25 protein-coding genes and 1 tRNA gene are annotated in these 21171 nt (G+C 57.7%); 19 read left to right on the forward strand and 7 right to left on the reverse strand.

The window, feature by feature from the left end:
* The first annotated feature begins 6 nt into the window (after window positions 1-6).
* The 9 genes from M9827_RS04980 to M9827_RS05020 all read left to right on the forward strand — a co-directional run bounded on the left by M9827_RS04980 (window position 7) and on the right by M9827_RS05020 (window position 8273).
* Entirely contained in the window at window positions 7-1845 is a 1839-nt protein-coding gene (locus tag M9827_RS04980) for a long-chain-acyl-CoA synthetase (protein ID WP_250603912.1), read from the forward strand.
* Window positions 1846-1942: 97 nt separating this feature from the next.
* Window positions 1943-2461 carry an ankyrin repeat domain-containing protein gene (locus M9827_RS04985; protein ID WP_250603914.1) on the forward strand — a complete coding sequence of 173 codons (519 nt, stop codon included), beginning with the start codon at window positions 1943-1945 and terminating at the stop codon, window positions 2459-2461.
* A 166-nt stretch (window positions 2462-2627) separates the two neighbouring features.
* On the forward strand, window positions 2628-3158 hold the full coding sequence (locus tag M9827_RS04990; protein WP_250603916.1) for a hypothetical protein: 531 nt from the start codon (window positions 2628-2630) through the stop codon (window positions 3156-3158).
* 77 nt (window positions 3159-3235) lie between these two features.
* Window positions 3236-3427 (forward strand): PLDc N-terminal domain-containing protein, encoded by a 192-nt coding sequence (locus tag M9827_RS04995; RefSeq protein WP_016773784.1) that lies wholly within the window; start codon window positions 3236-3238, stop codon window positions 3425-3427.
* 340 nt (window positions 3428-3767) lie between these two features.
* On the forward strand, window positions 3768-4001 hold the full coding sequence (locus M9827_RS05000; protein ID WP_123449605.1) for a hypothetical protein: 234 nt from the start codon (window positions 3768-3770) through the stop codon (window positions 3999-4001).
* A 208-nt stretch (window positions 4002-4209) separates the two neighbouring features.
* Window positions 4210-4557: a ribonuclease E inhibitor RraB gene (locus tag M9827_RS05005; protein ID WP_093441760.1), complete on the forward strand. Its 348-nt coding sequence runs from the start codon at window positions 4210-4212 to the stop codon at window positions 4555-4557.
* A 543-nt stretch (window positions 4558-5100) separates the two neighbouring features.
* On the forward strand, window positions 5101-6510 hold the full coding sequence (locus M9827_RS05010) for a circularly permuted type 2 ATP-grasp protein (RefSeq protein WP_150601308.1): 1410 nt from the start codon (window positions 5101-5103) through the stop codon (window positions 6508-6510).
* A 12-nt stretch (window positions 6511-6522) separates the two neighbouring features.
* Window positions 6523-7473 carry an alpha-E domain-containing protein gene (locus tag M9827_RS05015; protein ID WP_007914063.1) on the forward strand — a complete coding sequence of 317 codons (951 nt, stop codon included), beginning with the start codon at window positions 6523-6525 and terminating at the stop codon, window positions 7471-7473.
* Window positions 7470-8273 carry a transglutaminase family protein gene (locus tag M9827_RS05020; RefSeq protein WP_007914065.1) on the forward strand — a complete coding sequence of 268 codons (804 nt, stop codon included), beginning with the start codon at window positions 7470-7472 and terminating at the stop codon, window positions 8271-8273. Before M9827_RS05015 ends, M9827_RS05020 begins: the two co-directional genes overlap by 4 nt.
* Window positions 8274-8393: 120 nt before the next feature.
* Here the strand turns inward: M9827_RS05020 and M9827_RS05025 are convergent, their stop codons facing one another.
* Entirely contained in the window at window positions 8394-9215 is an 822-nt protein-coding gene (locus M9827_RS05025; RefSeq protein ID WP_250604214.1) for a c-type cytochrome, read from the reverse strand.
* A gap of 585 nt (window positions 9216-9800) precedes the next feature.
* Between M9827_RS05025 and M9827_RS05030 the strand changes: the two genes are divergently transcribed.
* The 3 genes from M9827_RS05030 to M9827_RS05040 all read left to right on the forward strand — a co-directional run bounded on the left by M9827_RS05030 (window position 9801) and on the right by M9827_RS05040 (window position 13990).
* Window positions 9801-11006 (forward strand): acetyl-CoA C-acetyltransferase, encoded by a 1206-nt coding sequence (locus M9827_RS05030; RefSeq protein WP_250603918.1) that lies wholly within the window; start codon window positions 9801-9803, stop codon window positions 11004-11006.
* A 24-nt stretch (window positions 11007-11030) separates the two neighbouring features.
* Window positions 11031-13175, forward strand: coding sequence for a 3-hydroxyacyl-CoA dehydrogenase NAD-binding domain-containing protein (locus tag M9827_RS05035; protein ID WP_250603920.1), 2145 nt, complete (start codon window positions 11031-11033; stop codon window positions 13173-13175).
* A 92-nt stretch (window positions 13176-13267) separates the two neighbouring features.
* A complete protein-coding gene (locus tag M9827_RS05040) occupies window positions 13268-13990 on the forward strand; it encodes an amidotransferase (RefSeq protein ID WP_250603922.1) in 723 nt (240 codons plus the stop codon).
* Between the two features lie 108 nt (window positions 13991-14098).
* On the opposite strand, the gene M9827_RS05045 is transcribed toward M9827_RS05040, so the two are convergent.
* From M9827_RS05045 to M9827_RS05055, 3 genes are all read right to left on the reverse strand, one after another.
* Window positions 14099-15070, reverse strand: coding sequence for a magnesium and cobalt transport protein CorA (locus M9827_RS05045; RefSeq protein ID WP_250603924.1), 972 nt, complete (start codon window positions 15068-15070; stop codon window positions 14099-14101).
* A gap of 134 nt (window positions 15071-15204) precedes the next feature.
* Window positions 15205-15927 carry a lysophospholipid acyltransferase family protein gene (locus M9827_RS05050; RefSeq protein ID WP_116032837.1) on the reverse strand — a complete coding sequence of 241 codons (723 nt, stop codon included), beginning with the start codon at window positions 15925-15927 and terminating at the stop codon, window positions 15205-15207.
* 215 nt (window positions 15928-16142) lie between these two features.
* Window positions 16143-16832, reverse strand: coding sequence for a crotonase/enoyl-CoA hydratase family protein (locus M9827_RS05055; protein ID WP_034151725.1), 690 nt, complete (start codon window positions 16830-16832; stop codon window positions 16143-16145).
* Between the two features lie 64 nt (window positions 16833-16896).
* Between M9827_RS05055 and M9827_RS05060 the strand changes: the two genes are divergently transcribed.
* The 3 genes from M9827_RS05060 to M9827_RS05070 all read left to right on the forward strand — a co-directional run bounded on the left by M9827_RS05060 (window position 16897) and on the right by M9827_RS05070 (window position 17680).
* Window positions 16897-17043, forward strand: coding sequence for a hypothetical protein (locus M9827_RS05060; RefSeq protein WP_250603926.1), 147 nt, complete (start codon window positions 16897-16899; stop codon window positions 17041-17043).
* An 84-nt stretch (window positions 17044-17127) separates the two neighbouring features.
* Window positions 17128-17217 (forward strand) — tRNA-Ser (locus M9827_RS05065).
* Between the two features lie 142 nt (window positions 17218-17359).
* Entirely contained in the window at window positions 17360-17680 is a 321-nt protein-coding gene (locus M9827_RS05070; protein WP_250603928.1) for a YbjQ family protein, read from the forward strand.
* Here M9827_RS05070 and M9827_RS05075 read toward each other — a convergent pair whose 3' ends face one another.
* Window positions 17681-18034, reverse strand: a complete 354-nt coding sequence (locus M9827_RS05075; protein ID WP_250603930.1) for a YceK/YidQ family lipoprotein — start codon at window positions 18032-18034, stop codon at window positions 17681-17683. It lies immediately after the preceding gene.
* Between the two features lie 222 nt (window positions 18035-18256).
* Between M9827_RS05075 and M9827_RS05080 the strand changes: the two genes are divergently transcribed.
* The 4 genes from M9827_RS05080 to M9827_RS05095 all read left to right on the forward strand — a co-directional run bounded on the left by M9827_RS05080 (window position 18257) and on the right by M9827_RS05095 (window position 19982).
* Entirely contained in the window at window positions 18257-18445 is a 189-nt protein-coding gene (locus M9827_RS05080) for a hypothetical protein (RefSeq protein ID WP_250603932.1), read from the forward strand.
* A gap of 322 nt (window positions 18446-18767) precedes the next feature.
* Window positions 18768-19139 (forward strand): hypothetical protein, encoded by a 372-nt coding sequence (locus M9827_RS05085; protein WP_038366883.1) that lies wholly within the window; start codon window positions 18768-18770, stop codon window positions 19137-19139.
* A gap of 136 nt (window positions 19140-19275) precedes the next feature.
* Window positions 19276-19695, forward strand: coding sequence for a glycine zipper domain-containing protein (locus M9827_RS05090; RefSeq protein ID WP_007914081.1), 420 nt, complete (start codon window positions 19276-19278; stop codon window positions 19693-19695).
* A gap of 122 nt (window positions 19696-19817) precedes the next feature.
* On the forward strand, window positions 19818-19982 hold the full coding sequence (locus tag M9827_RS05095) for a hypothetical protein (RefSeq protein WP_250603934.1): 165 nt from the start codon (window positions 19818-19820) through the stop codon (window positions 19980-19982).
* Window positions 19983-20057: 75 nt separating this feature from the next.
* Here M9827_RS05095 and M9827_RS05100 read toward each other — a convergent pair whose 3' ends face one another.
* Together M9827_RS05100 and M9827_RS05105 are read right to left on the reverse strand one after the other, a co-directional pair.
* Complete coding sequence (locus tag M9827_RS05100) at window positions 20058-20486, reverse strand: DUF6896 domain-containing protein (RefSeq protein ID WP_250603936.1); 429 nt, start codon at window positions 20484-20486, stop codon at window positions 20058-20060.
* Window positions 20483-21171 (reverse strand): RHS repeat-associated core domain-containing protein (locus tag M9827_RS05105; protein ID WP_250603938.1); only part of this gene is annotated, 689 nt, incomplete at its 5' end. The genes M9827_RS05100 and M9827_RS05105, both read right to left, overlap by 4 nt.

Raw genomic sequence — 21171 nt, forward strand, 5'->3', positions numbered from 1 at the left:
GCTTCCATGAGTCACGCGCCAAGCGACACGATTACCTGGGGCATGATGCTCCGCAAACTGCCGATGATTGCCAAAGCCATCCCGCGGGTGGTCAAGGGCATGAAGGTGGCCAATGTCACGGATCCGACCCAAAGTTGTGGCCTTGGCTGGACATTCGAGCAAGCGACGCTGCGCAATCCCGAGGGGCCGGCGTTACTGCACGGCGATGTGCGATTGAGTTATGCGCAGGTCAACCAGTGGGCCAACCGCATCGCTCACTATCTGAACGGGCAGGGCATCGGCAAGGGCGACGTGGTCGCGGTGTTTATCGAAAACCGCCCTGAATTGCTGGTGACCATTCTGGCGCTGGCCAAGGTCGGCGCGGTCAGTGCGCTGCTCAATACCTCGCAAACCCGCGATACGCTCATCCACAGCGTGAATCTGGTGGCGCCGGTGGCGATCGTCGTGGGCGAAGAACTGTTGGCGGCGTATGCGGCGATTCGTGATCAAGTGGCAATCAGCGCACCACGCACCTGGTTTGTCGCCGATCAGGACACCTACAGCCATCCGGGCATTGCGCCCGACGGCTACGTCAATCTGATCAGCGCCAGCGCCGATGCGTCCAGTGATAATCCGCCGAGCAGCCAGCAGATCTTCTTCGACGACCCGTGTTTCTACATTTACACCTCCGGCACCACCGGCCTGCCTAAAGCCGGAGTTTTCAAACACGGGCGCTGGATGCGCAGCTCCGCCAGTTTCGGCATGATCGCGCTCAATATGGGCCCCGACGACGTCGTCTACTGCACCTTGCCGCTGTACCACGCCACCGGTCTGTGTGTGTGCTGGGGTTCGGCGGTCAACGGTGCTTCGGGTTTCGCGATCCGGCGCAAATTCAGCGCCAGTCAGTTCTGGAACGATGTGCGCCGCTATCGCGCGACCACCATCGGTTACGTCGGCGAGCTGTGCCGTTATCTGGTCGATCAACCGGCCAGTGCCGATGACAGTCGCCACGGCGTGCGCAAGATGATCGGCAACGGCTTGCGCCCCGGCGCCTGGGCCGAGTTCAAGACGCGCTTCGCGGTCGAACACATCTGTGAGCTGTACGCTGCGAGCGACGGCAACATTGGTTTCACCAATATTCTCAACTTCGACAACACCATCGGTTTTTCCCTGATGGCCTGGGAATTGGTGGCCTACGACCATGACAGTGGCGAACCGATCCGCAGCCCTGACGGATTCCTGCGCAAGGTCGGCAAAGGCGAGCAGGGTCTATTGTTGGCGCGGATCGACGAAAAAGCCCCGCTGGACGGCTACACCGATCCGCAGAAAACCGCCAAGGTTGTGCTGCACGATGTGTTTGCCAAAGGTGATCGTTTTTTCAACACCGGCGACCTGCTGCGTAACATCGGCTTCGGCCACGCCCAATTTGTTGATCGTCTCGGCGACACCTACCGCTGGAAGGGCGAGAACGTCTCGACCACCGAAGTCGAAAACCTGTTGCTGCAGCATCCGCATATCTCCGAGGCGGTGGCCTATGGCGTGGAAATCCGCAATACCAACGGCCGCGCCGGGATGGCGGCGATTACTCCGGCGGAATCCCTCGCGACCCTGGATTTCGCCGAGTTGCTGACCTTCGTCCGGGAACGCATGCCGGCCTATGCGGTGCCGTTGTTTCTGCGAGTCAAAGTTAAAATGGAAACCACCGGCACCTTCAAATACCAGAAAACCCGATTGAAAAATGAAGGCTTCGACCTCGGTCGGACAGGCGATGACCCGATTTATGCCTGGCTGCCCGGCACCCAGACTTACGTTCGCGTCACCGATGAAGTGTTGGCGGAGATTCATCAGGGCAAGCATCGTTATTGAATCCAACTATGAGCTGACTTGAGAAAAAGGGGGTGACAGCCTGCGTCTCGCTCGGGAAACTGTCGGCTTTCCGATTGACCGAAAGTGGAGTTGCCCCATGTCCGACCAAAGCCGCCAGATGACCCCTGAAGAAGCTGCCGAATTCACCGAGCAGGTTTTCAACAAGGCGCGCGAAGGTGATGCCGAGATGCTTGATCGCCTGGTCACGGCCGGTTTGCCGGTGAACCTGAAGAACAGCAAGGGCGACACGTTGTTGATGTTGGCCAGCTATTACGGCCATCTGGATGCGGTACAGGTGTTGCTTAAACACAAGGCCGACCCGGAAATGCGCAATGGCAACGGCCAGAGTCCGATTGCCGGCGCCGCATTCAAGGGCGATTTGCCGGTGGTCAAAGCGCTGGTTGAAGCGGGCGCCGAGATTGAAGGCTCGTCGTTTGATGGCCGTACGGCGCTGATGATGGCGGCGATGTTCAACCGCGTTGAAATCGTTGATTACCTGATCAGCAAAGGCGCAAATCCGCAAGCCAAGGATGCCAATGGCGTCACGGCGCTGGACGCGGCGCGCACGATGGGTGCAGTCGACACCACCGCGCAGCTGGAAAAACTGTCGGGTTGATAGGATCAATAGGTCGCAGCCTGCGGCAGCTCCTGCAATGATGCGTTCGCCGCCAGTTTCGCGGACGAATGTTGAGTCGGTAGGCGCTGCCGAAGGCTGCGATCTTTTGCTTTGTGCGCTATCCTCCGCGCCCTCGAAATTCACCTTCGCCACAGGATCCGCCCTCATGAAAGCCGCACTCGTCGAACTCATCAGCAAAATCAGCTCCGGCTGCATGGGCGAGGACGAGATCCTGAAAGTGGCCGACGAAGCCGCGCAGGCCTACGCCGATGCCGATACCTTTCTGGCAGCCAACCCGGACATCAACTTCGACGATACCTTCCCGATTCCGCTGGGCGAGTGGGTAGTGGTCGGCAGTCTGCCGGAAACCGTGTTGTTCCAGGCGGACACCTATGTCGACCTGTTCGCGCAGATCGTTGCCTCGTTCGGTCCGGGCGTGGATTTCAACCTCAAGCCCAAGCAACTGGCCAAGACCGAAGCACTGACTGCCCTTAACCGCATTCAGGTGCAGATGAGCAGCCTGAACAAGGAAAACGGCGGTTACACGCTGATGAACTTCAGCCAGTTGCTCGACGACGAACTGCAGGTGGTGCTGGTCTACGGCAACGACGTGCCACGGGTGCTGGAGCTGTGCGCCGAAGTCGGCATCGCCGCTGCGCCATCGCTTGAAGCGCTGAAGATCGCCGTTCACGTCTGAGCGAGTTCGCAATAAAAGGGAACCCTGCGCGCGACCGTCTATCCTAAAAGTGCATCCCACTATTCTGGAGCGACACCATGGGTTCCACGTTCAACGGTCTGATCGGCCTGATCATCCTCGCCCTCGACATCTGGGCCATCATCAATGTGCTGAAAAGCGGCGCGTCCACCGGGATGAAAATCGTCTGGGTGCTGCTGATCATCCTCCTGCCGGTGCTGGGCCTGATCATCTGGGCGATTGCCGGACCGCGGGGTAACGTGCGGATCTGACCCCGCTCTCATGGACAACCCATAACCTGTGGGAGCTGGCTGATGAGGTGAGGTTCCACTGGTCATCTTCGGCAACGTGCTGCAGGCGATCACCAAGCCAGGAAAGAACACTGCAACCCCCCTGTAGGAGCGATCTTGCTCGCGAAATCGGACTGTCAGCCAACATATTTGTTGAACGATAAACCGCCTTCGCGAGCAGGCTCGCTCCCACATTTGTCCGGCCAGTCTGAAGATGTCGCTTTTTTCATCTTTGCCCGCTGTAATCCTTTTGAACCAACCCCCGGCGTCCAAAGTCGAGATAGGTGTAAGCCCATTTGCGGGTTTGATCGAGGAGGCACTGATGCAAAAGTGGAAAGTCACTTTCGTGGATGATCACGGTGAAATTCTTGATGAAGTCTTCGAACGTGAGGAATGCCCGTCCGATGATGAAGCCGCGCGTCTGATCAAGGAGCGGCTGCTTCCGGTTGCCGCGAAGCTGGATCTGAACGATCTGGAAGGGCGCACCGCCGATGCCGGGGTGAAAAACCTCAAGACTCAGAACGGCATCGAAATCCGCAGCATCACACCTGTCTGAACACTTCCTGTCATCTCGTAAACCAGGCCTTGGCAGCAGCTCTATCTTGGGGCTACTCTGCAAGCGAGATCAGCGAACGGATCGCTAAGGTCTGGTCTTGTCAGCTACATGCTTGTTCCCGCGTGCAACCACGTTGCCGTCGTACTTTGGCCAAAGGCCCGGGGCGGGAATACGGAAAGTCTATCCATCTATGCGAGGGGGACGATTCATGAGCACAGCCTATCAAGAAGACATCAGCAGCAATGTTCTGCGCCGCATGAAAGAAGGCGGTTTCGATTTTTCCCGATTCCATCCCATCGAGTTCTACGCCATTTTCCCGGACGAGGAGCGGGCGCGCAGGGCGGCAGGCAAATTTCGCGGTGAGTCCATCAATGCCCAGGTCAGCCTGCGTGATGACGGTGCGTGGGCACTGGAATTGAGCAAAGTGATGTACGCGACGTATGACGATATCGGCGACTTCGAGCAGGGTTTTTCGGCCGTGGTCGAACCGTTGGGCGGCATCATCGAAGGCTGGGGCGTCAAGCAGGAGGTGCGCAACCGCCATCGTTTGAACTGATCTCTGTTTTCATTTATCGAGCAACGGCTGACCTTTGGGTCGGCCGTTGTTTTTTAAAGAGCAAAAGATCGCAGCCTCCGGCAGCTCCTACAGGTGATCGGTATAGGAGCTGCCGGAGGCTGCGATCTTTTGCTTTTGCTTTCAAAACATTTCCAAAAGGCAAAAAAAAGCCACCGGAGAGGGTGGCTAAAAGGGAAGACCGATAAGGAGAGGAAACCGGTCAGGGTTACAGCGGGGCGGGCTGCGCGGGCAGTCCGGATCAGTTGAGCTGCTGACTTCATGGCACGCTGGTCGGTGAAGTTTTGCAGCGGATGCGCGGATTATCCTTAGGCAGCGCCGGGCAGTGAAATCAACTCTGACTATGCTGGTGATAGGCGATGCAGTGCGTCGCAATGAAGCGGGGGCAATCCGGTTGGGGCAATTGCCGCACAGGAATGGTGCGGTGCCTGCGGCGTGTATTTCCAACCGATTGAAATCAAAGCGTTTATGCCGATGGCACGGGCCTTGCGAAGGCCTGTATGTCCGGGTGACAAGGAGTACGGCATGATCCGCACCTATTTTGATGAGATGTACGATGCCGGCGGCCAGGTTCGCCCGCATTATCGGGAGTTCGCCCGATGGCTGGCTGACACGCCAGACGAACTGCTGGCCCAGCGGCGACGCGAGGCCGATCTACTGTTCCATCGCGCCGGGATTACCTTCACGCTCTATGGGGACGAGCAGGGCACCGAGCGCCTGATTCCTTTCGACACCATTCCGCGCAGCATCCCCGCCAGCGAGTGGCGGATCGTCGAGCGCGGCTGCATCCAGCGGGTCAAGGCGCTGAACATGTTCCTCGCCGACCTCTATCACGAGCAGCGCATCATCAAGGCCGGGATCATTCCCGCCGAACAGGTACTGGCAAACGAGCAATATCAGTTGGCGATGCAGGGCCTGGATCTGCACCGCGATATCTATTCGCACATCTCCGGCGTCGATCTGGTACGCGATGGCGACGGCACTTATTACGTGCTCGAAGACAATCTGCGCACACCGAGCGGCGTGAGCTACATGCTCGAAGACCGCAAGATGATGATGCGCCTGTTCCCGGAGCTGTTCGCCGCGCAGCGCATTGCACCGATCGATCACTACCCGAACCTGTTGCTCGACACCCTGAAAAGCTCCAGTCCGATTGATAACCCCAGCGTAGTGGTGCTGACGCCGGGACGCTTCAACAGCGCCTTCTTCGAACACGCGTTCCTGGCCAGGGAAATGGGCGTGGAACTGGTCGAGGGCGCGGATCTGTTCGTGCGTGATGACAAGGTCTTCATGCGCACCACCGACGGCCCGAAAGCGGTGGACGTGATCTACCGCCGCCTCGACGACGCGTTCCTCGACCCGTTGGCCTTCAACCCCGACTCGATGCTTGGTGTGCCGGGCCTGCTGTCGTCCTACCGCTCCGGCAACGTAGTGCTGGCCAACGCCATCGGCACTGGCGTGGCGGACGACAAATCGGTGTATCCGTTTGTCACCGACATGATCCGGTTCTACCTCGACGAAGAGCCGATTCTGAAGAACGTACCCACCTGGCAATGCCGCAATCCGTCTGAACTTTCCCATGTGCTGGCCAATCTTCCAGATCTGGTGGTCAAGGAAACCCAAGGTTCCGGCGGTTACGGAATGCTGGTGGGGCCGGCGTCGACGAAGGCGGAAATCGATGCCTTCCGCGAGCGCATCAAAGCCAAACCCCACGCGTACATCGCGCAACCGACGCTGTCGCTGTCGACCTGTCCGACCTTTGTCGAAAACGGCATCGCGCCACGCCATATCGACTTGCGTCCGTTTGTCTTGTCCGGTCGCGAAACCCGGGTGGTGCCTGGCGGTTTGACCCGCGTTGCACTGCGCGAAGGCTCCCTGGTGGTGAATTCCTCCCAGGGCGGCGGAACCAAGGACACCTGGGTGGTCGAGGATTGAAGGAAGCTTGCCATGTTAAGTAGAACTGCCTCGGATCTGTATTGGATGTCGCGTTACCTGGAGCGGGCGGAAAACCTCGCACGGATGCTCGACATCAGTTATTCGCTGTCGCTGATGCCGCAGGACGGTCGCGGCGATGGTTTGCACGAATTGGCCATGCCGTTGCTGATCACCGGCACCCTCGATGATTATCTGGAGCGTCACGGTGCGCTGCATGCCGAACGTCTGTTGCACTTTTTCGCCCTCGATGCCGCCAATCCGGCGAGCATTTACAGTTGCCTCGGCGCGGCGCGTGCCAGTGCGCACGCCGTGCGCGGGCGGATCACGGCGGACATGTGGGAGAACATCAACGCGACGTGGCTGGAGATTCGCGGGATTGCTGAACAGGGCCTCAGCCGCTATGGCATGAGCCGTTTCTGTGAGTGGATCAAGGAGCGTTCACACCTGTTTCGTGGCGCGTCCTACGGCACGATCATGCGTAACGATGCGTTTCGTTTCATTCGCCTCGGTACGTTCATCGAACGCGCGGACAACACCCTGCGATTGCTCGATGCGCGCTATGAAATGGCTGGCGATCAGGCTGAAGCAGTCAGCGACGGTACGGCCCACGCCTATTACCAGTGGAGTGCCTTGCTGCGCGCCTTGTCGTCGTTCGAGGCCTACACCGAAATCTACCGCGATGCGCCCGGTGCCCGGCATGTCGCCGAGTTGCTGTTGTTGCGCGCCGATGTACCGCGTTCGCTACGGGCCTGCACCGAAGAGATCGACCAGATTCTCGCGCAGTTGCCAGGCGCCAATGGCCGGCCGGCACAACGTCTGGCGGCCGAAATGGACGCACGCCTGCGCTACACCGGCATCAACGAAATACTCGAGGAAGGCCTGCACGCCTGGCTGACCGAATTCATCCCGCTGGTGCGCCAGTTGGGTAACGCCATTCACAGTTCCTACCTGGAGGCTGCATGAGACTTTCCATTAGCCACGAGACCACCTATCACTACGAAGATCAGGTGCGGGCGAGCATCCAGTACCTGCGGCTGACCCCACACGACAGCGAACGTCAGCACGTGTTGAGCTGGCAGCTCGACCTGCCGCGCCCGGTGCGTGCGCAACTCGATCCGTTCGGCAATATCCTGCACGTGCTGACCATGGATGAACCGCACGAAGCGATCATCATCGGTGCGCGCGGGCAGGTCGATATCGACGAGCTGCGCGAGGCCGAGCATGAGAGCCAGTCGGCGCTGCCGTTCCTGCGCTTTACCCGGTTGACCGAGGCGGATGAGGCCTTGCGCGCGTTCGCCGAGAAGTCCTGCAAGCAGCGGCGTGATCGTACGGCGCTGATCGATCTGATGCATGGCTTGAATCAGCACATGACCTACACGCCGGGGTCCACCGAGGTTGATACCAGCGCCGCTGAGGCCTTTGCCGGGCGTGCGGGTGTCTGCCAGGATCATGCTCATGCGTTTCTGGCTTGCGCGCGTAGTCTCGGGATTCCGTCGCGTTATGTGTCGGGATATCTGTACAGCGAGGATTGTGAGCATCTGGCCAGCCATGCGTGGGCAGAAGCGTGGCTGGATGACGCTTGGTACAGCTTTGACGTGACCAACGAATTGGCGCGGCCGGAGCGGCACTTGAAACTGGCGGTGGGTCTGGATTATCTGGATGCCTGCCCGGTGCGCGGCATGCGCCGTGGCGGCGGATGTGAGCAGATGCATGCAAAAGTGTTCGTGTCGCCGACCCCGATCATCTCGGTCCAGCAACAATAAATTGCTTCATACAAACCCTGTGGGAGCGAGCCTGCTCGCGAAGGCGGTTTATCAGTCACTGATGCAGTGTTCTGACACGCCGCTTTCGCGAGCAGGCTCGCTCCCACAAGGGAAATGGCGTTACGGCTTAACCTTGCGCCCAGCCATGTGTTTCAGATAACCCACCAGCAATTCCAAATCCCCCTCCGGCAACACTTCTGCCGAAAAGCCCGGCATCTTCGCCTGCGGCCACTGACGCAAGCTCTGCGGATCACGAATGTAGCGCTTGAGGAAATCCGCGCCGAAATACTCGGTCGGGTTATACGGAATATTCAGATCCGGCCCGAATTGCGCATCCCCCGCACCGTTCAACCGATGACACGCCAGACAGTTTTTCTGAAACAGCGCAAAGCCTTGGTTCACCGGGTCATCCGCTTTCAATGCAGGATCCGGCAGCAGGGCCGGGAAGCGTTCGCTCACTGGCGCCATGCGCTTGATGCTCGCAACTTGAAATGGCCATTGCTCCGGACTGATATTGCCGGTCTGCGGATCGCTCCAGACCAGATAGAACGGCCCGGCGCTGTGCTTGCCTTCCGACAGCGGCGGCCACGGCTGAGCCGGATCTTCGATAGCCAGCCAAGCCCGCGCACCTGTTGTATTGAGCAACGGCGCCGCGGCCAATTCTGCGGCAAAGCCGTCCAGTGCCACCGCTTGCAGGTGATCTTGCGGTTTGATCCCGCTCAGCAGAGCGGCCACGGGCACGGCGCGATAGGTCATGTCCTTCTTGTAGGACACATCGTTTTTGATCGTCAGGGTTTGCACTTGAGGATGCTTGAGCAATTCCTCGGTCTGCCAGGTGCGGCTGTTTGCGCCCAGTTGCAGATCCAACTGTGCGGCAGACAAGGGCATGCTCAGCAGCATGGCCCCCAGAAGAGTGAGCGCTTTCAAATGATCGCCGTCCATGTCGTGGGAGTGCGCCAAGGTTGGCACAGCCACGCTGGCCCGGGTAGCGGGCCAGTCACATTTTCAGTGGCGATGAACAGCACCCGCCGCTCGACTCAACCGATGACCTTGGTCAGATTCGGCAAAATCAACAACAGCGTCGTGGCGAAAAGAATGAGCCCTGCTTGACGAACTTTCGGTTGTTTGAACATGGCTTGACCGCCTTTATTGTTATTTCCTGATGCTTGCCTGCATATCCATGACGGCAAGCGTTGCACTTCCTGTTGAAGAACGTCTGCCTCGGCAAAATCCGACGACACTGACGTACATGTTCTACATTAGGGGCCACGTCACGCTTGGCTTAGATCCATTTCATATGGAGCGCTCACCAGTTGCTATAAAAAAGGCATGAGGCTTATTGCCAGCTTCTTTGCCGCCCGCTGGCTAGACAACTCGCCGACCTGAACCGGTTCACCCGACAGTTAATGACCGTCCGTCTGAGCGTGTCCGTCAACCGCATTGAGCGCTGTGGTCATTGAATCCATGGCCGCTCGGGCCAAGAGTGGAGGTACAAGCAATCACTCCCCGCACAGGTTCGAGGACGTCATGACCCAAGCTTTGATATTCGATGCGTTACGCACGCCCCGTGGCAAAGGCAAGGCCGATGGTGCCCTGCACAGCGTCAAACCGGTGAATCTGGTGGCCGGTCTGCTGACCGCGCTGCAAGAACGCACCTCGCTGGACACCAGCCAGGTCGATGACGTGGTGCTCGGCTGCGTGACGCCAATTGGCGATCAAGGCTCGGACATCGCCAAAACCGCCGTGCAAGTAGCCGATTGGGACGTCAGTGTCGCGGGCGTGCAGATCAACCGGTTCTGCGCCTCGGGACTGGAAGCGGTCAACCTCGGCGCGATGAAAGTGCGCTCGGGTTTCGAAGACCTCGTAGTGGTCGGCGGCGTCGAGTCAATGTCGCGGGTGCCAATGGGCAGCGACGGTGGTGCCTGGGCGCTGGATCCGCAGACCAACCTGCACAGCCATTTCACCCCGCAAGGCGTCGGTGCCGATCTGATTGCTACGCTGGAAGGCTTCAGTCGTCAGGACGTCGATGCCTATGCGCTGCACTCGCAGCAGAAAGCCGCGCGGGCGCGGGCCGATGGCTCGTTCAACAAGTCGTTGGTGCCGGTGCAGGATCAGAACGGCATCATCCTGCTCGACCACGATGAGTTCATCCGCGCCGAATCGACCCTTGACGGCTTGGGCAAGCTCAAGCCGAGTTTCGAAATGATCGGCCAGATGGGTTTTGACGCCACGGCGCTGCGGGTCTACAGCCATGTCGAACGAATCAATCACGTGCACACACCGGGTAACAGTTCCGGGATCGTCGACGGTGCGGCGCTGATGCTGATCGGCTCCGAAGCCAAAGGTCGGGCACTGGGCCTGCAACCCCGGGCGCGCATTGTTGCCACGGCAGTCACCAGTACCGATCCGACCATCATGCTCACCGGCCCCGCGCCGGCAACGCGCAAGGCACTGGCCAAGGCCGGGCTGCGCGTTGAAGACATCGACCTGTTCGAGGTCAACGAAGCGTTTGCCTCGGTGGTGCTCAAGTTCATCAAGGACATGGCGGTCGACCCGGACAAGGTCAATGTCAACGGCGGTTCAATCGCCATGGGGCATCCGTTGGGTGCCACCGGTTGCGCGATCCTCGGCACCTTGCTCGATGAACTGGAAGCGCGGCGCCTGCGCTATGGCCTGGCGACGCTGTGCGTCGGCGGCGGCATGGGCATTGCCACCATCATCGAACGCCTCTGAACCCCGAATTCAAGGAACCTTGTTATGAGCGAAGCCATTCGTTACGAAAAAGGCCAGGACGCTATCGTCGTGCTGACCATCGATATGCCGGGCCAGAGCGCCAACACCATGAACGCCGTGTACCGCGAGGCCATGGCCGCCTGCGTCGCCCGGCTGGTAGCTGAAAAAGACAGCATTGCCGGCGTCATCATCACCTCAGCGAAGAAAACTTTTTTCGCCGGTGGCGACCTCAACGAACTGATCAAGGTCGGCAAGCCTGAAGCCAAAGCCTTCTACGACATGGTGCTGACCCTCAAGGCGCAGTTGCGCACTCTGGAAACCCTCGGCAAACCGGTGGTTGCGGCGATCAACGGCGCGGCGCTGGGCGGAGGCTGGGAAATCTGCCTCGCCTGCCACCACCGGGTGGCGCTGGGCGACGCGTCGGTGCAACTCGGCCTGCCGGAAGTGACCCTCGGTCTACTGCCGGGCGGTGGCGGGGTGGTGCGCATGGTGCGCATGCTCGGTCTCGAGAAAGCGCTGCCGTATCTGCTCGAAGGCAAGAAAGTGCGTCCACAGCAGGCGTTGCAGGCCGGTTTGATTGATGAGCTGGCGGCGGATCGCGACGAATTGCTGGCCAAGGCGCGCGCCTGGATCGTCGCCAATCCGAGCGCAGTGCAGCGTTGGGATGTGAAGGGCTATCAGATTCCCGGCGGCACGCCGTCGAATCCGAAAGTGGCGCAGATGCTGGCGATTGCGCCGTCGATTCTGCGCAGCAAGACCCAAGGCACTCTGCCAGCGCCGGAGAAAATCCTCTGCGCCGCAGTCGAGGGCGCTCAGGTCGATTTCGACACCGCGCACTTGATCGAAACCCGTTACTTCACCGAACTGACCACCGGGCAGATCTCGAAAAACCTGATCGGCACCTTCTGGTTTCAACTCAATGAGATCAACGCCGGCGGTTCGCGGCCGCAGGGTTTTGCACCTTATAAAACGCAGAAAGTCGGCGTGCTAGGTGCCGGAATGATGGGCGCCGGGATTGCTTTTGTCAGTGCATCAGCCGGAATTGAGGTGGTGCTCAAGGACATCAATCTCGCGGCCGCCGAGAAAGGCAAGGCTCACTCGGCAGCGTTACTGGACAAGAAAGTCGCCCGCGGGCAGATGGAGGCGTCGAAGCGTGAGGCAGTGCTGGCGCGGATTCACACTACTGAAAGTGATGCCGATCTGGCGGGTTGCGATCTGATCATCGAAGCGGTGTTTGAGGATCGCGATCTTAAGGCGAAAGTCTCTTCCGCAGCCCAGCAGGTTGTTGGCGCCGAAGCCGTCATCGCCTCCAACACGTCGACGCTGCCGATTACCGGTCTGGCGACTGCTGTTGCGGATCAAAGCAAATTCATCGGCCTGCATTTCTTCAGCCCGGTGGAAAAAATGCCGCTGGTGGAAATCATCAAGGGTGCGCAGACCAGCGATGAAACCCTCGCGCGCGGTTTTGATTTCGTTCTGCAAATCAAGAAGACCCCGATCGTCGTCAACGACAGTCGTGGCTTCTTTACTTCAAGGGTGTTCGGCACCTTCACCAACGAAGGTATCGCCATGCTCGGTGAAGGCGTGAGTGCGCCGATGATCGAGACCGAAGCGCGCAAGGCCGGGATGCCGGTCGGACCTCTGGCGATCTCTGACGAAGTTTCCCTCAGCCTGATGAGCCATATCCGCCAGCAAACTGCCAAGGACCTACAAGCAGAAGGGAAACCGCTGATTGAGCACCCGGCCTTCGCCGTGATTGACTTGCTGCTCAACGAATACAAGCGACCGGGTAAAGCGGCGGGTGGCGGTTTTTACGATTACCCGGCTGGTGGGCAGAAACATCTGTGGCCCGAACTGAAGGCGCGTTTCGAGAAGGCTGACGGGCAGATTTCGCCCAAAGACGTGCGCGATCGGCTGCTGTTTGTACAAGCCATTGAAACCGTCCGTTGTGTGGAGGAGGGCGTGCTGACCTCGACGGCAGATGCCAACGTCGGCTCGATCTTCGGCATCGGTTTTGCGCCGTGGACCGGCGGCGCGTTGCAGTTCATCAACCAATACGGCGTGAAGGATTTCGTCGCCCGCGCGCAGTATCTGGCCGAGCAATATGGCGAGCGTTTTGCGCCGCCTGCGTTGCTGCTGGATAAAGCAGCGAAAGGTGAAATGTTCTAAGGACAACGAGCATTCCGGGGCTTGCCTTGCCTGGGTGTTTCAGGGCAGGCTCTGGGGTGTTCATTATTCCCGTCATGTGTCAGGTATTTTTTATGTCGCTACGCATCTGCATTCTGGAAACCGACATCCTGCGTCCGGAACTGGTCGATCAATATCAGGGTTACGGGCAGATGTTCCAGCGCCTGTTCTCGCAGCAACCGATTGCCGCCGAGTTCACTGTCTACAACGTGATGCAGGGCGAATACCCGAGCGACGACCAGGCCTTCGACGCTTATCTGGTCACCGGCAGCAAGGCCGATTCGTTCGGCACTGACCCGTGGATTCAAACCCTCAAGAAATACCTGCTGAGCCGTTACGAGCGTGGCGACAAACTCCTCGGCGTGTGCTTCGGCCACCAACTGCTGGCGCTGCTGCTCGGTGGCAAGAGCGAGCGTGCGACTCAGGGTTGGGGCGTCGGCACCCACAACTACAAACTCGCGGCGAAGGCGCCGTGGATGAGCCCGGTACGCGAAGAGTTGACGCTGCTGATCAGTCACCAGGATCAGGTCACGGCGCTACCAGAGAATGCCACGGTCATTGCTTCGAGCGATTTTTGCCCGTTTGCGGCGTACCACATCAACGATCAGGTGCTGTGCTTCCAGGGCCACCCGGAGTTCATCCACGATTATTCGCGGGCGCTGCTGGATCTGCGTCAGGAAGCGCTGGGTTCGCATATCTACAGCAAAGGCGTGGCGAGCCTCGAGCAGGAGCACCATGGCACCACGGTTGCCGAATGGATGATGCGGTTTGTGGCGCACAAGCCAGAAACTGTCTAAGGCCAAAGCTTCGCGAGCAGGCTCGCTTCCACATTAGATCTTCGGTGCCGCCACCGATCAATGTGGGAGCGAGCCTGCTCGCGAATGTTCCAGACAACTCGGTTTGCTCTACAACCAGCCCGACTTCTTGAAACTTGCCCACAAACTCACACATCCCACGGTAATAAACCCCAGCACACCGAAATAGCCGTAGTGCCAGCTCAGCTCCGGCATGTTCTGGAAGTTCATCCCGTAAATCCCCGCCACCGCCGTCGGAAACGCCAGAATCGCCGCCCAGGCAGCGAACTTGCGTTGCACCACGCTTTGCCGTGATGCCTCAAGCAACACACCAATCTCGATGGTCTGGCTAGCTATGTCGGCGAGGGTGGTGAGGTCTTCCATTTGCCGTGTGACGTGAATCTGCACATCGCGGAAGTACGGGCGCATGTTCTTGTCGATAAACGGGAAACTCAACTTCTGCAGTTCCTCGCCAATCTCCACCATCGGCGCTGCATACCGACGCAGGCGCACGACATCGCGACGCAAGCCATGCAGCTTCTGAATGTCACGCTCATTCAACGCACTGCACAAAACATTGCGCTCAAGCTCATCGATCTCGGCATGGATCGCTTCGCCGACCGGCTGATAGTTTTCGATGACAAAATCGAGCAACGCATACAGTACGAAATCTTCCCCGTGCTCCAGCAATAGCGGACGCGCCTCACAACGTTGGCGAACATGGGCGTAGGACGCCGAGTGACCGTTACGCGCGGTGATGATGTAGCCCTTGCCCGCGAAGATGTGCGTTTCGATGAATTGCAGAACGCCGTTTTCACGGATGGGCGAGTAGGTGACGATAAACAAGGCGTCGCCAAAGGTTTCCAGCTTCGGTCGACTGTGTTTTTCCAGAGCATCTTCGATGGCCAGTTCGTGCAGGTTGAACTGACGTTGCAGATTGGACAGTTCCTGAGCGTCTGGCTCTTCCAGACCGATCCACACAAAGTGGCCGGTTTTCGCAGCCCAGGCAGCGCCTTCGTCAAGGGTAATATTGGTGACTTTCTTGCCTGCGCTGTACACCGCAGCAGCAACAACTCGACCCATGGTGGTGATTCACTTCTTCTTGGCAGGTGGCAGGGAATACAAGGCTTCAGCTTAGCCGTGTCGATGCTTGAGAGTCAGTGAAATCTGTACAGTTCACCGGGCAAAAGAAAACCCGCACAGGGCGGGTTGTCTTTTCAGGCTGCTTGCAGTTGCCGATCCATCGACTCAATGCACTCGCGCATCTGTTCGCGGCATTGATTGATGAGCATCGGCATGTCATCCATGGTCAATCCGGCTGTAGGAATTGCCGGCAACGAGCGTATAAGGATTTTCCCACTGCGCCAGCGATTCAGGCGCATGTGCTTGATGTAACTGCTGACGCAAACCGGAACGATGGGTACACCGGCAGCAATCGCCATCTGGAACGCACCCTTCTTGAAAGGCAGCAATTCTTCGCCGAGGTTGCGCGTGCCTTCCGGGAACACCCAGATCGAGGTGTCTTCGTTCTGCAAGGTATTGGTGGTGGTCAGCATCGATTGGCGCGCCTTGTGCGCATTGCCACGGTCGATCAACACATTGCCGGCCAGCCAGAACAATTGCCCGAACAGCGGTACCCACTTGAGGCTCTTCTTGCCAATGCACACGGTCCGGCGCGGCACTACGTTGCCGAACACGAACAAGTCATAGTTGGACTGATGGTTGGCGATGATCACGCAGCTGTCAGGTTTGTTCATTAAACCGCTGACATCGGACTTCACCCGTAAACGCAAAATACACATCGCCGGCAGCGCGTAGAGGCGGGCGCACAAACGGCTGTTGTCCGGATTGAACGGGCGGCAGATCCCGAGGATCACCCCGAGCACACCTGCCAGAATAAAGTGCAGGCCCATCAATAACATACGAAACACGAACAGCATTTTCAGGCCCCACCGGGACAAAAGGTGGCGCAGTGTACGGATGTGCACTGTTTTCGGCAATTGCCGCTATAGAGTGCGGAGATAGCCGATGTTTAAGCGCATGTTTCCGAATGGAGGGTCAGACCTGTCCTAGAGCTGTCGCAGCCTTTTAAACCGTGCGCGCAAGAAAAAGCCCGACACGACGGTCGGGCTTATCTTTTGCGCATCGACCGGGCTCAGCCCAGATGCTCCTGATCCTGGATGATCGCGTTATCCAGAGCTTCCAGCAGTGCTTTACGCACCTTCAACTTGGTGTTCTTGTGCGCGAGCATGTTGATCTTCTTCAGCTGACGCGCAGCGGCGAGGGCGGCGCCTTGCAGTTCCTCGGCGGCCACCACCTTGTCGAGGAAACCTGCATCCACAGCGCTTTTTGGATCGAACATCTCGCCGTTGATCACCGAGCGGTGGAACGCCGAGCGACGCAGGCGATCGCGAGCCAGCTCGATACCGGCGTGGTGCATGGTCATGCCGATCTGCACCTCATTCAGACCGATGCTGAACGGGCCATCGACACCGATGCGGTAATCAGCAGACAACAGAATGAAGGCTCCCTTGGCCACAGCATGACCTGGGCAGGCGACGATGACCGGGAACGGGTGAGAGAGCAGACGACGCGCCAACGTCGAACCGGCGGTTACCAGCGACACAGCTTCTTTAGGGCCAGCGGTCATGACTTTCAGGTCATAGCCGCCAGACAGAATTCCAGGCTGACCGGTAATGATCACGATGGCGCGATCAGTCACCGCTTGATCCAGCGCCGCGTTGAATGCCGCAATCACGTCCGGAGAAATGGCATTGACCTTGCCGTTACTCAAGGTCAGGGTCGCGATACCGTCTTCGAGGTGGTAGGAAATCAACTCACTCATGACGCTATTCCTTGTAAGAAAGATGGGCAGACGTTACCCACCGCCGCAGGCCAGGTAAAGCGCCGTGACTGACCCGCCGGTCACCGTTTCCCCGCCCACCCGGCGTGGCGAGGCGTTCTGCTTCTATATAGAAGCGCTGCACCCACCGAAGATTGGCCGGTTTGCCATGGCCTGCCTGTGGGCGAAACGACTTTTTCTCTTAACCGCATGAAAATTCTGAAAAAAAGTTTGCCATCGGAAAAGCTTTCGACTACATTAGCGCGCCTCGACAGACAGAACATGTTTGAAGAGATACGGTGAAGTGTCCGAGTGGCTTAAGGAGCACGCCTGGAAAGTGTGTATACAGGAAACTGTATCGAGAGTTCGAATCTCTCCTTCACCGCCATATTCAGTACACAAAACCCCTGATTTCGAAAGAAGTCAGGGGTTTTGTGGTTTCTGGCGTCTGCATTTTTATTGCCGCGCCGTGAAGTCCGCTTTGTGCGATTACAATCGCGCATTTATTCATTGGTACAGAGACGACTTCCATGATCATTTCCACCACTCACACCATTGAAGGCCGGCAGATCACGGCTTACCTGGACATCGTCAGTGCCGAGTCGGTGCAGGGCGTCAATGTGATCCGCGATATGTTCGCCGGTATGCGCGATTTTTTCGGCGGACGCTCGCAAACCCTGGAGCGCGCGTTGAAGGAGGCTCGTATTCAGGCGACCGATGAGATCAAGGAACGCGCACACGCTTTGCAGGCGGATGCGGTGGTCGGGGTGGATTTCGAGATCAGCATGCCGGCGGGGAAGGGTGGCATGGTGGTGGTGTTTGCGACCGGGACCGCCGTCAAGTTGCGCTGATCATTGAGCCGACGTTTGCGCCTGGTAGATTTCGATATTGCCGTGTTTAACCTGTTGATAGGCGGTGTAAGGCAATACCAGCGTATCCGTGACGCCGGAGACCGCGAGGTCGAGCAATACCAAGGGTGCAGCGGGGCGGCCGGTGCCGAAAGCTTTCATCGGTAATTCTGGCGCGTGCAATACGCAGAAGTCGTAACCGACGCCGCTGTAGATCCGGGAGATCGAATCACAGTAAGTCTGGCGCTGTTTCAGGTCATTGCCTGCGACGGTGTCTTCCTGAAAAACACTGCTGATCGTCCCGCAGCCGCTGATCATCAGAGCTGAAAGTAGTAGAGCGCTGGCATTTCTGAGCATGTTCGCGATTCCTTCGCAATGAGATTGGGGTGCCAGATTAGCTTGGTGGCAATGCGGATGCCTCTTCATTTTGTTCATTTTTTGTAGGCCATTCGTCGGGCGTAAGGCAGCCTGAATAACAAGTCCAAGAGTGACCGACTAGTCTCAAAGGCATGGAGGTCGATATTTTTTCAGGCAGAAAGGTTTTTTGCCGGTGTCGATCTGTTGCGAAGGGGCGAACGTATGACTGATCCGTATATCGAAGACGATGGCGCTGAATTTTCCTTCAATAACTGCGTCCGGTGCGGCCAGAGCGAATATCAGGCAGGTTTTGGCGAGGATCCTGTGCAGATCGGGAAGATCAAATCCGCGGCACCCAAAGGACCAAAGGCGAAATTCCTCCCCAAGGTCACCACGCGATCCAGAAAATGATTGTTCTCTGAGTAACCCCGTATTGAGCGGGGTTTTTTATGTCAGTGCGTGTGAAGAATTTTCTTACGGGCGACGACGACAAATCAGTTTGCTTTCACAAACTTTTCACGTCTGTCGCAGTAGGGTGAAGCCATCCGTTAGAAAGCAAGTCTCCAGCCCGTCTCCCCAGCGGGCTTTTTTTTGCCTGTCATAAAACCTTTTGCAGAATTGCTGTCCAATCGGCGCCGAGTACGCGGGCACCTCTGATTTCGGCTGGACTTTCGCGTGACGACGGCATTAAATCCCGGCCCTTTTAGTCATCCCAATTGTTGAGGTTTTCGTCATGCGTTTAACACTGCCTGCCCTGGTTCTGGGGCTTCTGGTTGCTCAAGGTGCAATGGCCGCAGGTGATGGCACCGCTGCGCTGGGCGGTGGTCTGGGTGGTGCACTGGGTAATGTCGTCGGCCAGAAAATGGGCGGCAGCACTGGCGCGGCCATTGGTGCCGGTGTAGCAGGCGCGGCGGGCAGCGCAATGGCGGCGCGCAAGGGGAGCCGAACCAAAGCGGCGATTGGCGGCGGCGTTGGCGCAGCCGGTGGTTCAGTGATCGGTAACAGCCTTGGCGGCAAGACTGGCGCAACCATCGGTGCAGGCCTGGGTGGCGCGGCTGGCGGCGCAGTGGGTAGCAACTTGTCCAAAGGTCACAAGCGTCACTAAGACTCATCCCTGTCAGAAGAAGCCCGGCCCGATGTCGGGCTTTTTCATGGCTGAACGTTTTCCCCGTTCGACTCTCCAAGCTTACATAGGCCCATGTCTGGGCGGACTGTCCCGCTTCGGGAACTGTGAGGTTGATATGCGCTTGTCATTATCTGCACTGTTTTTCGGTTTGCTGGTAGCACAAGGGGCGATGGCCGCCGGTGATGGCACCGCCGCTGTGGGTGGCGGCCTGGGTGGCGCGCTCGGCAATGTGGTCGGTGGACAACTCGGTGGCAGTACTGGCGCGGCGGTAGGTGCAGGCGTTGGCGGCGCGGCCGGCAGTGCCGTCGGGGCGAATAAACGCAATCGAACCGAAGCCGCCATTGGCGGTGGTCTCGGCGCGGCCGGTGGCTCGGTCGTCGGCAACAGTCTCGGCGGGTCTACCGGTTCGACCATCGGCGCAGGGTTGGGCGGCGCGGCCGGTGGTGCGGTCGGCAACAACCTCGGTGACGATGGTGGCTCTCATTCCGGCGGCGGTCACAAACACAAGAACAAACATAAAAACCGCCATCATTGATGGAGGGGTAAACGGAAACCCGGCGATGTGCCGGGTTTTTCGTTTTTGCTGATCCGAAGCTGGAACGATTGGCTGTAGGGCTTTTCGAACGTCATACACTCCCTGAAACGACGAGGTTTGCCATGACTCCTGAAACCGAAGGCAAGGAAGAGAAAGGTTCGAGTGGACTGCCGTTTATCAATGATCCGGGGAATGAGGATCCGGGGTCGTTGATGGATGATGCGACGGTGCCGTTGAATGATTCGGATGAGGCGGATATGGAGTATGAAGAGGAGGATGAGCAGTGAGGGGGAGTAGGGTGGATTGAGAGTTTGGAATTGGTTTTAAGGGCCTGAGTGAACAGGCCCTTTTTGTGGTCGTGTCTAATCGGTTTCTTTTGAGTCAGTCAATACATACAGGTTACTGATGGCTGACATTTTTTTGATTTTTTTTAGCTTTAGATATTCTTCGAGTTCTTTTTTAATGGTTTCTTCATTGCAATATTTTTTATGTTTAGATGGTCTTTCACGGGCAAAGTTGTATAGGCGCCAAGTATCAAACCCATTTATTTCACCGTTAGGGCCATAGTCAAAATCTACGCTTCCTGTTGATAAATTGATGCGGCAGCCAATACCATGCAATTCATATTTAACGCCTCTGGTGACTCTTCCGCATCGCTTTATTGCCTTGGTGCGCCAAAGCCTTCGAATGTCACGAGTGCCAAATTTGCATTCAAATATCAGCGTGCTGGACTCCACCATGGAGATAAAGTCATTTATCAGGATGTCCAAAGTTTCATTTTGATCGCTCATCTTCTTCTTCGATGCTCCAATCTGTCTAAACCTACGTTGTTTGCTGACTCTATTACATCTTCAATGCTGTTTAGAGTTTTGTCGTACTTTATGAGATCGGTTATGAGTCTAATTGTCACATTTGTCGAGGTTTGCCGTGCAGCTGCTGCGCGATGGTGTCCGTCCAGAATATATAGGTTGCCGTCATGTTCCATGACGTCGATGGGATCTACTGGCTCGTATCCGTTGCGCATTTTATTTTTATAATCCTCGACCGTCTTGGTTGAGTTTTTTCCCTCTATTGTATGTATTCGTTTCAAAGTTTTTGGATCTATATTGTGAGCAATATTCGGTAGTTTCGGTTCACCCTCATCAACCTTAGCCCCACCAATCCCACCCGGCACCTCACACCCAGGCTTATTCGGCGGTGGACAGTTGGAACTCAACCCCAACGGATCCACCCACCCCGTCGGATTCGGCACGTACTGGTACTGATTCAACCCACCGGCCAACTTGATCGGATCCGGCGTCAGATACCGCCCCAGTCGCGGGTCGTAATACCGATGGCGGTTGTAATGCAGGCCGCTTTCCCCGTCGAAGTACTGCCCCTGAAAACGCAGCGGCTGGTTCAGGTAGTCCTCGCCGGCCAGGGTCAGTGCGGCGACTTTGCCGTAGGCGTCGTATTGCGCGGACCAGACGATGTCGC

The sequence above is a fragment of the Pseudomonas sp. AKS31 genome, assembly GCF_023634765.1.
In the GTDB taxonomy this organism is placed as follows: Bacteria; Pseudomonadota; Gammaproteobacteria; order Pseudomonadales; family Pseudomonadaceae; genus Aquipseudomonas.

Excerpts from the sequence above, each read along its gene's own strand:
- M9827_RS05010 (WP_150601308.1), top strand. The coding sequence starts at position 5,101 with ATGATCCGCACCTATTTTGATGAGATGTACGATGCCGGCGGCCAGGTT.
- M9827_RS05090 (WP_007914081.1), top strand. The coding sequence starts at position 19,276 with ATGCGCTTGTCATTATCTGCACTGTTTTTCGGTTTGCTGGTAGCACAA.
- M9827_RS04985 (WP_250603914.1), top strand. The coding sequence starts at position 1,943 with ATGTCCGACCAAAGCCGCCAGATGACCCCTGAAGAAGCTGCCGAATTC.
- M9827_RS04995 (WP_016773784.1), top strand. The coding sequence starts at position 3,236 with ATGGGTTCCACGTTCAACGGTCTGATCGGCCTGATCATCCTCGCCCTC.
- M9827_RS05040 (WP_250603922.1), top strand. The coding sequence starts at position 13,268 with ATGTCGCTACGCATCTGCATTCTGGAAACCGACATCCTGCGTCCGGAA.
- M9827_RS05085 (WP_038366883.1), top strand. The coding sequence starts at position 18,768 with ATGCGTTTAACACTGCCTGCCCTGGTTCTGGGGCTTCTGGTTGCTCAA.
- M9827_RS05005 (WP_093441760.1), top strand. The coding sequence starts at position 4,210 with ATGAGCACAGCCTATCAAGAAGACATCAGCAGCAATGTTCTGCGCCGC.
- M9827_RS05000 (WP_123449605.1), top strand. The coding sequence starts at position 3,768 with ATGCAAAAGTGGAAAGTCACTTTCGTGGATGATCACGGTGAAATTCTT.
- M9827_RS05080 (WP_250603932.1), top strand. The coding sequence starts at position 18,257 with ATGACTGATCCGTATATCGAAGACGATGGCGCTGAATTTTCCTTCAAT.
- M9827_RS05095 (WP_250603934.1), top strand. The coding sequence starts at position 19,818 with ATGACTCCTGAAACCGAAGGCAAGGAAGAGAAAGGTTCGAGTGGACTG.
- M9827_RS05070 (WP_250603928.1), top strand. The coding sequence starts at position 17,360 with ATGATCATTTCCACCACTCACACCATTGAAGGCCGGCAGATCACGGCT.
- M9827_RS05015 (WP_007914063.1), top strand. The coding sequence starts at position 6,523 with ATGTTAAGTAGAACTGCCTCGGATCTGTATTGGATGTCGCGTTACCTG.
- M9827_RS05030 (WP_250603918.1), top strand. The coding sequence starts at position 9,801 with ATGACCCAAGCTTTGATATTCGATGCGTTACGCACGCCCCGTGGCAAA.
- M9827_RS04990 (WP_250603916.1), top strand. The coding sequence starts at position 2,628 with ATGAAAGCCGCACTCGTCGAACTCATCAGCAAAATCAGCTCCGGCTGC.
- M9827_RS05025 (WP_250604214.1), bottom strand. The coding sequence starts at position 9,215 with ATGGACGGCGATCATTTGAAAGCGCTCACTCTTCTGGGGGCCATGCTG.
- M9827_RS05075 (WP_250603930.1), bottom strand. The coding sequence starts at position 18,034 with ATGCTCAGAAATGCCAGCGCTCTACTACTTTCAGCTCTGATGATCAGC.
- M9827_RS05035 (WP_250603920.1), top strand. The coding sequence starts at position 11,031 with ATGAGCGAAGCCATTCGTTACGAAAAAGGCCAGGACGCTATCGTCGTG.
- M9827_RS05050 (WP_116032837.1), bottom strand. The coding sequence starts at position 15,927 with ATGCTGTTCGTGTTTCGTATGTTATTGATGGGCCTGCACTTTATTCTG.
- M9827_RS05100 (WP_250603936.1), bottom strand. The coding sequence starts at position 20,486 with ATGAGCGATCAAAATGAAACTTTGGACATCCTGATAAATGACTTTATC.
- M9827_RS04980 (WP_250603912.1), top strand. The coding sequence starts at position 7 with ATGAGTCACGCGCCAAGCGACACGATTACCTGGGGCATGATGCTCCGC.
- M9827_RS05045 (WP_250603924.1), bottom strand. The coding sequence starts at position 15,070 with ATGGGTCGAGTTGTTGCTGCTGCGGTGTACAGCGCAGGCAAGAAAGTC.
- M9827_RS05020 (WP_007914065.1), top strand. The coding sequence starts at position 7,470 with ATGAGACTTTCCATTAGCCACGAGACCACCTATCACTACGAAGATCAG.
- M9827_RS05055 (WP_034151725.1), bottom strand. The coding sequence starts at position 16,832 with ATGAGTGAGTTGATTTCCTACCACCTCGAAGACGGTATCGCGACCCTG.